The organism is Okeania sp., assembly GCF_983059655.1.
Genome location: NZ_CEZPJD010000122.1, coordinates 1 through 14,309 on the forward strand (window position 1 = coordinate 1; position 14,309 = coordinate 14,309).

Genomic DNA, 14,309 nt, shown 5'->3' on the forward strand with positions numbered 1-14,309 from the left:
CCCGACGGTCAAATTCTTGCCAGTAGTAGCGCCGACGAAACAATAAAACTGTGGAATGTCAAAACAGGAGAGTGCATCAAAACCCTGAGAGTACCCAGACCTTATGAAAACGCCAACATTAGGGGAGTCAAAGGATTAAGCGATATTCAAAAAGCAAGCCTCACAGCATTAGGAGCGGTAGAGCAATAGCGCTGCGCGCAGCCCCCTAAATCCCCCAATTCTGGGGGACTTTGAGAAGCAAATTGACTCTTGTTCCCCCCAAAGTTGGGGTGCTCGGGGGGCAAAATAAAGGTGGCATACTCCTCAAGAATCATCTTAGAGGTTGTCTGAGAAGTCATTTGCTACATTCAAGCCCCCTAAATCCCCCAATTCTGGGGGACTTTGAGAAGCAAATTGACTCTTATTCCCCCCAAAGTTGGGGGGTTAGGGGGGCAAATTTGCAAAGTATTAATTTTTGATATTTGACCTCATACACATACAAACTTATTGTGTTGTTGTCGAAAAGCGATCGCCTATGCTAAATTACGGAAAGACAAGCCATTTCAAGCATCAATTAATGAAAACAGACAAACAATACAATGCTAACATCAGATTCTCAAACCCAAAAGCGTCTTCCCACCATGGAAGAATTACCATATCAAGACGGTAAACCAGTGGATAGCGAAATACAAGATGCAATTGCTCAGTTATTAAAATCAATTCTGGCTTACATTTGGGCAAACCGTAACGATTGGTTTTTTGGTATTGATATGGGATGGTATTATTCTCCCGACGAAAAAGCTATTGCGCCAGATGGTTTTTTATGTCTGGGAGTGGAGCGCGTTAAACATGAAAACTTGCGCTTGAGTTATGTCACCTGGGAAGAAAATGGGATAATACCTTCCTTTGCATTAGAAGTAGTATCGAAAACTCCAGGAGGTGAATATAAGCAGAAAAAAAGAAAATATGCTCAATACGGAGTGTTGTACTATGTAATTTACGCTCCCCTACGGGTACGCAAACCTAAATTGACTCTATACCGTCTCAATGGAGAAGGGAAATATGAGTTGCAAGAAGACAACCCAATGTGGATGCCAGAAATAGGTCTGGGTATTGGTACAGAAGTAGGAACATTTCAAGGAGTTACCAGAGAATGGTTGTATTGGTATGACGAACAAGGAAACCGATATTTAACTTCCGAAGAAGCGCGACAGGAAGCCGAATTTGAGCTACAGCAAGAGCGAGAAGGGCGACTGGAGGCGGAAGTTCAGCGACAGCAGGCCGAGCAAGAGCGACAGCAGGCGGAACAAAGATCTGAAAATTTAGCGGCGCGTTTGCGAGAGTTGGGTATCGATCCAGACCAGTTGAATTAAAGTATAATATGGGCGATCGCTCTATCAGCAGCAGTAGTTGTTAAAGAGCGATCGCTTCTTTTAAATTAACTAAATATAACTATTATCCAACATCAATTAATCAAAAAAAATATTAATGGTAAGGATACCGTTACACAGCCCATTTAATCCCTTTCATCAATTCCAATTATTTTTTGAACAGAAATTTCTACTGAAGGAAACGCCATGAGAAAAATAACTCCATCTTGATAGTTTTGTTCAATTTGATATTCATTATTCATCAGATTACGAAATACTTTTAAATTTTTTTTAGCAATATCAATTACCCAATATTCTTCTATTCCTGAATTTGCATATATAGCGCTACAAGTTTAGGTTAGGACATTCCTAAATCCACCAAACCCACTCACAGTTTACTTTTGCCTGTTGCCTGTTGCCTGTTGCCTAGCGCGTAGCGCTATAATGTCTTTTTAGTTCCTAAATCTTTTTGTAATGTACTATCAGCAATCTCAATAATGCAGTAAATATCTTTGCTATAAGGATGACGGTCTAAATATAATGTATCGGGAGAACGAACAATGGTAATATCGGGTTCTGGTTCAGAGTTAACTAAAGTAACAGGATGTACTTCCATTACTTCTGCCAGATTTCCGAAAATAGAACGTAAATATTTAACTGCTCTATGATTGATAAAACGATGAATTGGTTCTTCTGGACTCAGATTAATAATTTCTCCATTAATTAATTCTACTTGACGATTTTTTATTATTCCTGCATCTATCATACGATGATAATCTTCTACTGTCCATTTAGTAAGATTTTTCATTTCAGTTATCAGTTATCAGTACCTTGAAAGGGGAGGCTTGAGACCTTATTTTTTTGTCATAATTTAATATTGTTTTTTTCAGAGATTTATTTTTATTTTAGCTTGTTTGGAAGGAATAAGGCTTAAAAGTTGGAAAAAATTTAATTTTACTCTATAGATTGTTGATTTTATCAAACAATAACGTTGATATTCAAAAAATAATTTACTATACTACTATAAATATTAACCACCAATTTTTCAGAATAAAAAATATGGTTTCATCAAAATTATTAGAACTAGAAAGTTTCATCAAAGGCTTATCTTTAGATGAGAAGTTATGGTTATTAGAAAAGATTGTTGGGCAAATGCGAGAATCTAAAAAATCTGGCAATTTGCAAGAATACTCTAACTTAGAATCTACCTCTAAAAATATAAATTCAGAAGCAGATGGTTTAATTGGTCTGTTTTCAGCTTCCCCAGATTTAGCTACTAACTCTGAGGAAATTTTACAAAATGAGATTACGGAGAAGTCTGGATGGAGCTTTCAAGAATTAAGAATTTAGAATTACCTCTTCTTATAAAGTTGTTGGGTTTCGCTTTCGCTTAACCAACCTACAAAACTACGGTTTTCACCACAAACGCGGTTTAGATAAACCTCGCTATAATATTTAACTATGATTTATTATAGGAGGAAATCTTTAATGAGCGATACAAATAATAATTCTCAACTACAAGAAAAATTAGAGTTATTAAAGCAAGGAAATAGTAAGGATAAAAATTATAATGCTGGTAAAGCATTAGTTAGTGCTATTCCTGCAATAGGTTCACTTGCAGTAACTTTTTATGAGAATTCTATTAAAGAACCTTCTAGTCAAAGACTACATGATTTTTTAGATGAATTAGTAAAATATTTATTGATTTTACAGCAAAAAATTGAAGTAGTAAGTTTTGATAATCCAACATTTCAGACAACTTTCTTGAAAGCTATTCGTATTGCTGACTGTGAGCATCAGCAAGAAAAATTAGCAGTATTGAGAAATGCAGTTTTAAATTCGGCTATTCCTAACTCTCTTAAAGATGATATTCAAGTAATTTTTCTTAAATGGATTGATGAATTTACTGTATCTCATATTAGATTACTCAAAATGCTGGATTATATAGATAATTATAATTACGAACAATTTTTAGCTCATTTGCCAGATTTAGAAGAAAATCATAGTTTTTATAATCAAATATTAAAACAACTAAATGATAAAGAATTAATTGAGTTGATAGAAGTATATAAAAATTTTAAAGAGGAAAAAAGCCCATTTATCAGTCCAGTTCCTCAACCACAAGTTTCAATATCATTTTCCCTAGCTAACCAAATAGAAGAAATTGATGTAAGAACAGTCAAGTATACGGAAAATATTGACACAATTATCTCAGATGTTAAATATAACCGTAAAAAAAGTAGAACAACAGATTTAGGGAAACAATTTATTCAGTTTATAGAAAATCCACTTGTTTAACAACAAAATTATAAGTACCTCTGAGTAGCAAATTTCTTTGCTTTCTTTATTTTCAAAATTAACGGTTGGGCTAACAATAACTAAACCCAACCAAATATGCCTAATTTGACTTTAACTGAAGTAAGCGATCGCGTAAAATTTCTGCCTGCTTTTCTGCCTCTGCTAAATTATTCTTAGTTTCCTCTACAAATTTAGCATCAGCTTTCTTAACAAACTCTGGTTTACTCAACCTTTTAGAAGTAGACAAAATCTCTTTTTCTAACTTTCCTAATTTCTTCTCCAACCGAGCAGATAAAGCTTCAATATCTACTACTCCTGATAATGGAATTAAAACTTGCACAGTACCAAAAACACCAGCAATATTTTGACCAATTTCTGCATCAACACTAGGAGTAATATTCAACTTTTCTACTTTAGCTAAATCCTGAATATAAACCTCACCTTTACTCAAAATTTTCCGTTCTTTTTCATTCTCACTCTGCAAAATAGCCGTAATTTTTACCTTTGGTTTAATATCAACCTCAGACCGTAAATTTCGGATAGTCCGAATTACCCCAATTAATAACTCAAACTCGGCTTCCAAATCTGGATTAATTAAAGATTTATCCAACTTCGGATAAGACTGTAAAGCCAAACAATTTTCCTCACCTACTTGATTCAAAGTATGCCAAATTTCCTCAGTAATATGAGGCATAAAAGGATGTAATAATCTTAAAATTCCATCCAAAATATAAGCCAATGTTTGTTGTGCTACTAACTTAGAAATCTCATTCTCACCTTGAAGACGAGACTTAACTAATTCCAGATACCAATCGCAAAAATCTCCCCAAATAAATTCATAAAGACCCTGGGCAGCTTCCCCCAAACCATAATTATCTAAATAATCGCAAGTTTGCTGCACAACTTGATAGAAACGAGACAAAATCCAACGGTCAACTAACTCTAATTTATCCGCCTCCGGTTCCCCTAATTCTTGAGGAGATTTACCCTCTAATTTCATCATCACAAATCGAGCAGCATTCCAAATTTTATTAGTAAAGTTTCGAGAGGCTTCTACTGATGTAGACTCATCAGTTTCCCGATTATAATCTATCCTCACACTTTGCCCTGCTCCAGCAGTTTCTCGCATCAAAGTATAACGTAAAGCATCAGTTCCATACTTTTCAACTAACAATAAAGGATCGATACCATTACCAGCAGATTTAGATTGTTTTTTCCCCTTTTCATCTAACATTAAACCGTGAATATAAACCGTTTCAAACGGCATTTTGCCAGTAAAATGAGTTCCCATCATTGCCATTCTAGCAACCCAGAAAAAGATAATATCAAAACCAGTAGAAAGAGTGCTAGTAGGATAATATTTTGCTAAGTCAGGGGTATTTTCAGGCCAGCCCAATGTTGAAAACGGCCATAAGCCAGATGAAAACCAAGTATCAAGCACATCTGGGTCTCGTTCAATTTTGACATCAGCACCAAATTTTGCTTTTGCTTGCTCCAACGCTTCCGCTTCCGAACGAGCAACAATAAAAGGAGTGTTATCGACAATTTCCCCATTAGTTTCACTCACAGCATACCACGCCGGAATTTGATGACCCCACCAAAGTTGCCGGGAAATACACCAGTCCTGAATTTTCACCAACCAGTCGCGATAAACCTTCGTCCAACGTTCGGGAACAAATTTCGGTTGGTTGTGTTTATCCAATAATTCCAGCGCTTTCTCAGACAAAGGTTTAATTTTGACAAACCACTGAGTTGAGAGCAATGGTTCGACAGGTACTTTGCCGCGATCGCTATAGGGAACGCTATGACTATACTCCTCTACCTTGACCAAAACACCCTCTGACTCTAACCGTTTGACAACATTTTTCCGTGCCTCAAAACGGTCTTGCCCAACAAACGGTCCGGCATTTTCATTCAAACTGCCATCTTTATTCATAATATTGATAAATGGCAGGTCATGACGTTTACCCATTTCAAAATCATTGGGATCGTGAGCGGGGGTAACTTTAACACAACCAGTACCAAATTCAAGGTCAACCAACTCATCCGCAATAATAGGTATTTCCCGTTCCATTATTGGTAGCGTCAGAGTTTTGCCAATCAGATTTTTGTAGCGGTCGTCATTGGGGTTAACCGCGACACCAGTATCTCCCAACATTGTTTCCGGACGAGTAGTAGCGACTTCTACATAACTACTGCCATCAGTGAGAGGGTAACGAAAATGCCAGAGGTTGCCATTAACTTCCTTCTTTTCAACTTCCAAGTCAGAAACAGCAGACTGACTTGCAGGACACCAGTTGACCAAATAGTTACCGCGATAGATGAGACCTTCTTCGTAGAGACGCGTGAATGCTTCGATAACAGCTTTTGATAAACCTTCATCCAGGGTAAAACGTTCGCGAGTCCAGTCTGTAGAAACTCCCAAACGACGTAGTTGGTTAACAATAGTACCGCCAGACTCAGCTTTCCATTCCCAAGCGCGTTCCAGAAATTTTTCTCGCCCAATATCATAACGGGTTTTGCCTTCTTCTTTCAGTTTCCGTTCCAGAATAGTTTGCACAGCAATACTCGCGTGGTCGGTACCGGGGAGGTAGAGAGCGTTGTCGCCGCGCATCCGATGGTAACGAATGAGAGCGTCAATGAGGGAATTGTTAAAAGCATGACCTGCATGGAGGCGTCCTGTAACGTTAGGTGGGGGGATGACGATGCAATAGGGGTCCCCTGGTTGATTAGGGTCAGCTTTGAAAGTATTGTTTTCTTCCCAATATTTCTGCCATTTCGCCTCGGTGGAGAATGCGTCATATTTGCTTGGTAGTTCTGGTATAGTTTTGGTCATAGATAATATAGATTATTTGGACTGTTTAATTGTCCTTAATATTGTGCCATAATTTATATCATGTTTGGTATAATTAAACTTGTAGTTTTGCTCTAACTCTCTAAAGCAATTAAGCGATCGCTTTTTATGAATAAAAAAAGACAATGGAAACACTCACGAAAACACCAGCCGAAAATTATATAATTTTGCATCCTATTAGTTGGAAAACTTTCAGGTGTATGAGTGAAGAATTAAATGAAAATTCTACGAAACGCCTAGTTTATGATAGAGGATATTTACAGATTATGAGTCCTTTAATGGAGCATGAGAATAACAATTGGTTTATTGCTCGTATAATATTTATTATGGCGGAAGAATGGAACTTAAATATTAAAAGTGTTGGCTCTGTTACTCTTAAAAGAGACGATATTCAAAAAGGAATTGAACCTGATGCCTGTTTTTATTTACAAAATGAGCCAGAGGTGAGAAATAAGCAAAATATTGACTTAAATCAAGGAGATATACCCCCAGATTTAGCTATAGAAATTGATATTACCAATAGTTCAATCGATAAGTTACCTATTTATGCAGCATTAGGTGTAGGGGAAATATGGCGGTATAATGGAAAAGTTTTGCAGTTTTATGGGTTGAATAGAGAAACTAAAAATTATGATGAAATAACGCAAAGTTTAGCTTTTCCTTTGTTAGATATGACAATGATTCCTCAATGGTTAGAACAACGGTTAATTATTGGGGAAACAGCAACCTTAAAGCAAGTTAGGCAATGGACAAGGGAAGTCAGAAGTTAGAAGTTATATCATGTCCGGTTGAACAGTTATAAATAAACTACTCATAATTTCCTACCGAATGCTCCGCAAACAGAATTTCCTACGGAATGCTTCGCAAACAGGAGGGAAGAAAGAAGAAAAGAAAGAGAAAGTTTTTTTATCACTAATTATCCGGACATGATATTACTTGCTCGTACCATCATTTATCCCCCGCCATTCCCCAGAAGGAATAAACGATGCCCAATAATAGGGATGTTGATATTCCTCTGTTCCCAACATCTCTAACTGTGTCTGTCGCATTGCCTCCGAACGCCCTTCATTATCCAACACCCGCTGATAATATTTCACCATAAAATCCTTCGTAGCATAATCATCCACCTGCCACAAACTAATTACCTGACTTTCGCTACCTGCAATAGCTAACGCTCGGCGCAAACCATAAACTCCTTCTCCCACATTCACATCCCCCACTCCCGTATCGCAAGCAGATAATACTACCAACTTTGTACCCCCCAAACTCAAATTCGCAATTTCTAACGCCGTCATTACTCCATCTTCATTACCACTTTCACGAGAGTTAAACCCTGCTAAAGCTATACCCGAACGTAACAATGGATTTTCTAATTTGTTGGATGTTGCTTGGGGAATGTCAGTATTAAAACCCCCTGCCAATATTGGTGGTGCAACTTCTTCTAAATCTTCCAGAAAGAAACCGTGGGTAGCAATATGGAGTATTTCTGGCGCATTCACTTGTTTAATGGCATTTTCTGTGGCATTGGACTCCGTTAACAAAGTCACTTCTGATAACATTGGTGCAATAGCTTCCACTTCTGCTTTTGTTCCTGATAATGCTCCAAAACTTAAGTTTTCTGGGGCAAATAAAAAACTGCCTAAATCTCTTGTAGGTCTTTTGTTACCACGCTGATTATTAGCCACGAGTCGAACAGAAGTAGGATTTCCTGGGGTGTCATATTCGGGGTTGGCAACTAATATTGGTGGTTGTTTGCTGGGGAAGTCGATGTCTAGTTTGATTAAGTCGCGTCCAGTGGTGAGGTAGGTAATATTATAGTTGTCGATTAAATATTGGTTATTTTCATCGACTAAAGCAGCAAAGGGAATGAGGTTGAGTTGGGAGTCTGGAGATAAGAGTATGTGTTTGGCATTGCCTAGCTTTTGGCGGATGGGTTCCATGACTTGTTGGTCTAAGGTACGGGCAACTTCTTGGATGGAGCTATCTGGTTGTGATAATTGAGCGCGAAATTCATTAATGGTGTTGTGGATGGGTGCTACTGCTCCTAAGTCTAACCATTGTGGTGCGCCTGTGGAGTGGAGGATATAAACTGCGTAGTGGGGTTGTTTCCATTTATTAGCTTTGGCATCGTAAGGGTAATATTGCATAATTTCCACTAATGCTGCATCAGCAGGAATTAACTGTTGTACTGTTTCAATAGTTACTGGTTTAGTGGTCTGAGCAAATGCTACACTAGCAATAGAAAGGTCTACTTCTAATTTCTCTGCTTTGCCTTTGAGGGTAGCGACTTGTTGGCGATATTTTTCTGGCGGGAGATTTTCTGGTTTATTGTAGATGAGGGCAGCTAGTTGAGTGCGAGTAGTTGAAAGGTCATCGAGGAGTTTTTCATTTTCTGGGATGAGGTTGTCGCGGATGGTTTGGAAGGAGTTGATGGTAGAGTCGAGGATGCGACCTTTGCGTCGGATGATGGTAGTAAGGGCAAGGTTGGCTGCTTTTTGGTTGGTGGGTGCGTCTTGGAGGTGTAGGGATATTGTTCCGTGAGTTGTGACTGAGAGCTTTCTCATGGAGGCTTGTTTTTGGCTTTCCGAACCTGTGGCGAGGAAAGTAGTAATGGTGCTTTCTTCTACTTCCATTCCACGGGTGAGATATTCAATGGCACTGGTTGTATCTCCTTGGGCATGATACAGTAATGCCAGGTTGTTGAGGCTGGTGGCGACCCAGGGATGGTCAGCTCCTAATGCTTTTTCTCTGATTGCCAGAGACTTTTGGTGTAAGGGTAAGGCTTCTTTGTACTTCCCTTGGTCTTTGTACAGTAATGCCAGATTATTGAGGCTTTGGGCAACGTCTGGATGGTTTGCTCCTAATGCTTTTTCTCTGATTGCTAGAGACCTTTGGTGTAAGGGTAAGGCTTCTTTGTACTTCCCTTGGTCACGGTACAGTGATGCCAGATTGTTGAGGCTGGTGGCGACCCAGGGATGGTCAGCTCCGAATGCTTTCTCTGTGATTGCCAGTGACCTTTGGAATAGAGCTAAAGCTTCTGTGTAATTCCCTTGGTCACGGTACAGTGATGCCAGGTTGTTGAGGCTGGCCGCAACGTCTGGATGGTCAGCTCCTAATGCTTTTTCATTGATTGCCAGTGACTGTTGGTATAGGGGTAAGGCTTCTGTATAGTTCCCTTGGTCTTGGTACATTCCTGCTAGGTTGTTGAGGCTGGTGGCAACAAAGGGATGGTTAATTCCTAATGCTTTCTTATAGATTGCCAGAGACCTTTGGTATAGGGGTTTTGCTTGGCTGTAGTTCCCTTGGTCTTGGTACAGTTGTGCCAGATTGTTAAGGCTGATAGCAACTTCTGGATGGTCAGCTCCTAATGTTTTCTCTCTGATTGCCAGAGACCTTTGGTATAGGGGTAAGGCTTCTGTATAGTTCCCTTGAGCACGGTACAGTAATGCCAGGTTGTTGAGGGTGGTAGCGAACCAGGGATGGTCAGCTCTTAATGTTTTTTTTGTGATTGCCAGAGACCTTTGGAATAGAGGTAAAGCTTCTATGTAATTCCCTTGGTCACGGTACAGTGATGCCAAGTTGTTGAGGCTGGCCACAACGCTTGAATGGTCAGCTCCTAATGCTTTCTCATAGATTGCCAGAGATCGTTGAAATAGAGATAAGGCTTCTGTGTAATTCCCTTGGTTACGGTACAGTGATGCCAAGTTATTGAGGCCGGTAGCGACTTCTGGATGATCGGCTCCCAATGCTTTCTCATAAATTGCCAGAGATCGTTGAAATAGAGATAAGGCTTCTGTGTAATTCCCTTGATAAGAATGCTGTAGACCTAGAAAATTCATCAATTTTGCTGCATCAACGGTTTCAGAAACACCTGCATTTTCTACAATAACTAAGGCAACTTCTAATAGTGAGATAGCTTCACTATATTTTCCCTGTTTTGAAAACTCAATTGCTTTTTGAAGAAGTTGCTCTAGTTTATTCACTCCCCTAGACTGTTGTGCTACCACAGTAGGTTGAATTTTCCCTACTACTGGTTTCGCCATCCCTACAGTTAATCCACAAATACTAATAATTGTTGCTCCCCACACTAGAGAATATTTAATTATTGCTTTCATAAAATTAATTCTTAAATTTGATATTACTTATAAAATTTTCTACTATAATAATTTAATACAATTGTTTATTATTCCTGTAGCTTTTTATCTTATAGATATAGAATGTTTTTTAGAGGGATTATTAATCATACTTTTGAGCCATGGTCTGAGGATTGATAAAATTTGTAAGAAAATGAAAAATATACAAAGAATCAAAATTAAACCAGAAAAAATTAATTGTGCTAAGTAAATTCTAGTATTATTTTGTTTGATATCCAATAGATTGATATTTGATTTATTAATAAAATTATTAATTTGATTTACTATCTTTTTTTTGCCTGCTTTCTGTGAACTTGACATACCGAACTGAATCTTACCTTTCGGTGTTTCCAGCATAATTTTATAAGATATTCCTTCTTCATAACTGTCTATCTTGAGTCTTGCACTTTTTAACTCACCAGGTATAAGTATTTGTTTTTGTTGTTTCAGCAGCTTGGTTGTAGTTAACTGACAGTATATTTCCCCAGATACAGATTTTTCACATTGCAAATGTACTTGTATATCCATAAAGAATGTTGTTGATATCAGCATTACTAAAGTGGATAAACTAACATATACAACTATATCAAAAAGTTTTTTGTCTAAAAAAGTTTTATTTTTTTGCATAAATCCAGCCCTCAAATTATTGCGAATACTGAATTATATTTCTGGGCAACCAAGCACTTATGCAATTTTCTATATTTATTTCTTTTCTTGCTCAGAGTTAAAACTAATGCTACAAAAATTCCCCCTTCTCTCCTAGATAACTCAAACTACTAATACACTAAATGTTTAAAGCTATAAAACCTCATCATAAATATCAGCCATTGTTAAAGTTAACCCCACCGACTTTAACTCTAAAAAATCTTCTTTTCCTAAACTTTCTTTAGACCAATAACCAGTTCCTGACGGACGATAAACTTCTACTTTCATTTCTGTTTGATCGACCAATACATACTCTTGCAAACTTGTTAAACTTTGATAATTCAACCGTTTTTCTCGTCTGTCTAAATTTTGGGTAGAAGGGGAAAGTACTTCTACAATTAAACAAGGAAAACTTTTATAATATTTTTCTGTATCTTGTGGGTTGCAAGTTACCATCACATCGGGATAATAAAAAATATTCGAGCTATTTTCGGCAATGGCAATTTTAACTTTCATATCTGCAATAAAAGTTTTACATCCGCTGCCGCGTAAGTGTGCTAATAAACTCGCGTAGATATTACCTGAAATGCGGTTATGTTCTTCGCTACCACCAGACATAGCAAATATTTGACCGCCGAGATATTCATGGCGAATGTGACTCATTTTTTCCCCTTCCAGATAATCTGTGGTTGAAATAAATGCAGTTGCTAATTCCATAGTTATTAGTTCCTCAATTTTATATGGATAATTAATTATAGCTGAATTCATAAGTCTGCTATTTTTTCTGATTGTAAATATGTTTGGATTAGGGCTAAAGTCAAACTACGAGCAAAGAGTTATTTTTGTTTGAGTTTTATTAGTAATAGTAAATTAAATATTTCTAATGTTCCTATCATTAATCCTCAAAACTAACGTCCTCATATAAAACATCTACAGCACAATTAAATTCAATACTAGATAATGTAAAATCTTCTCCCTCTGTATATGCAGAATAAAGCCACATTCTACCTTCACCACGTTGATAAATTTCCACAGAAATTGATTCTGAATCTACTAAAACATACTCTTGCAAACTCGAAAATTGACGATAATATTTAAACTTCTCGTCGCGATCGTAACCTCTTGTACTTGGAGAAAGAACTTCAATAATTACACTAGGATTTTGGATAAATGTACGAGATTTTAAATCGTCATCATTACAACTAATAACTAAGTCTGGATAAAAATAACGATTATTTTTAGCATCCTGAACTTTAGCATCAGACACATAAACTCGACATCCTCTTTGACGGAGATGGGGTCTAAGAGCTGTATAAAAATTAAGGGCAATGTCAACATGAGGAAGACTTGCTCCAGTCATAGCTAAAATTTCTCCATCCACATATTCATGACGAAATTCCTGTTTAGCTTCCCATTCTAAATATTCTTCCGCTGTCATTTTTTGAGATTTTTCAGGTTGAGCAATCATAATTAAATTGGTTAAATATACTTATATAGATTTTAACATATTATTAGCGATCGCTGTAAATATTATCGTTGTAGCTACGACTAAAATGGTAATCAAATTCAATGTAATTATTGATTGCTGAATCTAATATTTTTGTTATCTTCTAAAATCTATTTCTCTTCTTTTTTGTATTGCTAAAATACCAGGTTATTACTCCTGCTAATAGGGTTGCTAAAATACTTAAGGTTAATGTCAAAATAACGGGATGAATTGTGTATAATTTCCCAGTAGGTTTGAGAGTCAAAGGTACATCAATATGACCACTGCTAGAGGCAATAATTGCTCCTGTTCCTAATCCTACACCAATAATTTGAATGGTTCTTTCTAAGTGGCGATCGCTTTCTGCTTGGTCTATTTCTGCCATGCCTCTAATTGTGTTTACCATCTGTTCAAATAAGTTTTGGCCGGGGGAAAGGTAGTTGATGTCTGTTTCAATTTGTCTGTGCCAGAGCGGGCAGGTTTTATTCAGGAAGTCTTGCCAATATTGGGGAATATTACTAATTTTTTCTATCTTTTTTAGGCATATTTAGTAATTTGTGGAGTTGGTTTAGAGGGCGGTTTTATGTGCTTTTAAGTCTCGCAGGTAACGGGAATAATATAGATAGTCTTCTGGTATTTTTTCGAGGATTTGTTTGAGAGATTCTAGTCTGGTTTTTGGGTCTTTTGTTATTTGGGAGAAGTTCTCCATTTGTGTTTCTAATTTGTCGTAAAATTTTCTTGCTTGGGGATAGAGATTTCGTGCTTCTTGATAAATCAAGTTGATTTTATGGCGACAGCACAATAGTTGTAATATCCATTCGTAGGATTTTTCTGCTAGCTCAATTGTTTGTGCTTGACTATTGTTTAATAAGACTAATATTTTGATTTTGTTTGTTTGGTTGTTGGCGGTGTTTAATTCTGTTGCTTCGTATTCAAATAGTAAGCTTTTAAATAATTCCCCTTGGTTGAGAAATACAGGTTTTATTTGGGCTGAGTCGAATAAATTTTCTACACATTCATTGGCTATTTGTTGGGGATTTACTTCTTGGTCTATTTCTCCATAAATTAATAATGTTTCTCCTAATGATGGTTGAATTGATGAGGGTAACAGACTTTTGATGGGGAATTGTTTGAGTTGAGAAATGTCTAGTTTTTCTGCTGATGATTTTGGGGTGAGAGTTAGGTCGGCAGCGTAGGTGTCGTTGAGTAGAAATGGTTGGAAATCTCCTGCTATTTTTAAGTTTTCTATTTCAATTACACTTAAGTCTATTGCTTGCTTTGATTTACTCATCCACCAGGTATTTTCTTTGGATTTAAAGGCAGAATTATAATTGCCATGTTGGTCATAGCAAATTAATTGATGACGTAAATATTTGAGTTCTAAAAATGGTAGAGAATTTTCTCCTAGTTGGGCGAGGTTTTCCCATAAAAATTTGCCTTTATCATCATTTTTTTCTGAAGATTCTAGGAAGGTTGAATATAGATGAAATGCTAATAGACTAATTGTAAAATTTTTCATATTTAGACTTAGTTGGAATTTTAGT

At 37.0% G+C, this 14,309-nt stretch carries 14 protein-coding genes; 5 read left to right on the forward strand and 9 right to left on the reverse strand.

What is annotated here, in order from left to right; genetic code table 11:
* On the forward strand, positions 1-189 hold a 189-nt coding region (locus tag AC3DU7_RS09660), incomplete at its 5' end, for a WD40 repeat domain-containing protein (protein ID WP_488039136.1).
* Positions 190-578: 389 nt separating this feature from the next.
* Positions 579-1,352 carry a Uma2 family endonuclease gene (locus tag AC3DU7_RS09665; RefSeq protein WP_488039137.1) on the forward strand — a complete coding sequence of 258 codons (774 nt, stop codon included), beginning with the start codon at positions 579-581 and terminating at the stop codon, positions 1,350-1,352.
* A gap of 143 nt (positions 1,353-1,495) precedes the next feature.
* Here the strand turns inward: AC3DU7_RS09665 and AC3DU7_RS09670 are convergent, their stop codons facing one another.
* Both AC3DU7_RS09670 and AC3DU7_RS09675 read right to left on the reverse strand, forming a co-directional pair.
* A complete protein-coding gene (locus tag AC3DU7_RS09670; protein WP_488039149.1) occupies positions 1,496-1,690 on the reverse strand; it encodes a Uma2 family endonuclease in 195 nt (64 codons plus the stop codon).
* A gap of 98 nt (positions 1,691-1,788) precedes the next feature.
* Positions 1,789-2,157, reverse strand: a complete 369-nt coding sequence (locus AC3DU7_RS09675; protein ID WP_488039138.1) for a Uma2 family endonuclease — start codon at positions 2,155-2,157, stop codon at positions 1,789-1,791.
* Positions 2,158-2,408: 251 nt separating this feature from the next.
* On the opposite strand from AC3DU7_RS09675, the gene AC3DU7_RS09680 reads away from it, so the two are divergent.
* Both AC3DU7_RS09680 and AC3DU7_RS09685 read left to right on the forward strand, forming a co-directional pair.
* Positions 2,409-2,699 carry a hypothetical protein gene (locus AC3DU7_RS09680; protein ID WP_488039139.1) on the forward strand — a complete coding sequence of 97 codons (291 nt, stop codon included), beginning with the start codon at positions 2,409-2,411 and terminating at the stop codon, positions 2,697-2,699.
* Between the two features lie 138 nt (positions 2,700-2,837).
* On the forward strand, positions 2,838-3,647 hold the full coding sequence (locus AC3DU7_RS09685; protein ID WP_488039140.1) for a hypothetical protein: 810 nt from the start codon (positions 2,838-2,840) through the stop codon (positions 3,645-3,647).
* Positions 3,648-3,747: 100 nt separating this feature from the next.
* On the opposite strand, the gene AC3DU7_RS09690 is transcribed toward AC3DU7_RS09685, so the two are convergent.
* The gene (locus AC3DU7_RS09690) at positions 3,748-6,483 is read right to left on the reverse strand and encodes a valine--tRNA ligase (protein WP_488039141.1); all 2,736 of its coding nucleotides are present in this window, start codon (positions 6,481-6,483) and stop codon (positions 3,748-3,750) included.
* 143 nt (positions 6,484-6,626) lie between these two features.
* On the opposite strand from AC3DU7_RS09690, the gene AC3DU7_RS09695 reads away from it, so the two are divergent.
* Positions 6,627-7,271, forward strand: coding sequence for a Uma2 family endonuclease (locus tag AC3DU7_RS09695; RefSeq protein WP_488039142.1), 645 nt, complete (start codon positions 6,627-6,629; stop codon positions 7,269-7,271).
* A 162-nt stretch (positions 7,272-7,433) separates the two neighbouring features.
* On the opposite strand, the gene AC3DU7_RS09700 is transcribed toward AC3DU7_RS09695, so the two are convergent.
* From AC3DU7_RS09700 to AC3DU7_RS09725, 6 genes are all read right to left on the reverse strand, one after another.
* A complete protein-coding gene (locus tag AC3DU7_RS09700) occupies positions 7,434-10,616 on the reverse strand; it encodes a CHAT domain-containing tetratricopeptide repeat protein (RefSeq protein ID WP_488039143.1) in 3,183 nt (1,060 codons plus the stop codon).
* Positions 10,617-10,700: 84 nt separating this feature from the next.
* On the reverse strand, positions 10,701-11,261 hold the full coding sequence (locus tag AC3DU7_RS09705; RefSeq protein WP_488039144.1) for a hypothetical protein: 561 nt from the start codon (positions 11,259-11,261) through the stop codon (positions 10,701-10,703).
* Positions 11,262-11,432: 171 nt separating this feature from the next.
* Positions 11,433-11,996: a Uma2 family endonuclease gene (locus AC3DU7_RS09710; protein ID WP_488039145.1), complete on the reverse strand. Its 564-nt coding sequence runs from the start codon at positions 11,994-11,996 to the stop codon at positions 11,433-11,435.
* 178 nt (positions 11,997-12,174) lie between these two features.
* Entirely contained in the window at positions 12,175-12,747 is a 573-nt protein-coding gene (locus AC3DU7_RS09715) for a Uma2 family endonuclease (RefSeq protein WP_488039146.1), read from the reverse strand.
* 142 nt (positions 12,748-12,889) lie between these two features.
* Positions 12,890-13,171 carry a hypothetical protein gene (locus AC3DU7_RS09720; protein WP_488039147.1) on the reverse strand — a complete coding sequence of 94 codons (282 nt, stop codon included), beginning with the start codon at positions 13,169-13,171 and terminating at the stop codon, positions 12,890-12,892.
* 162 nt (positions 13,172-13,333) lie between these two features.
* Positions 13,334-14,309 (reverse strand): hypothetical protein (locus AC3DU7_RS09725; protein WP_488039148.1); only part of this gene is annotated, 976 nt, incomplete at its 5' end.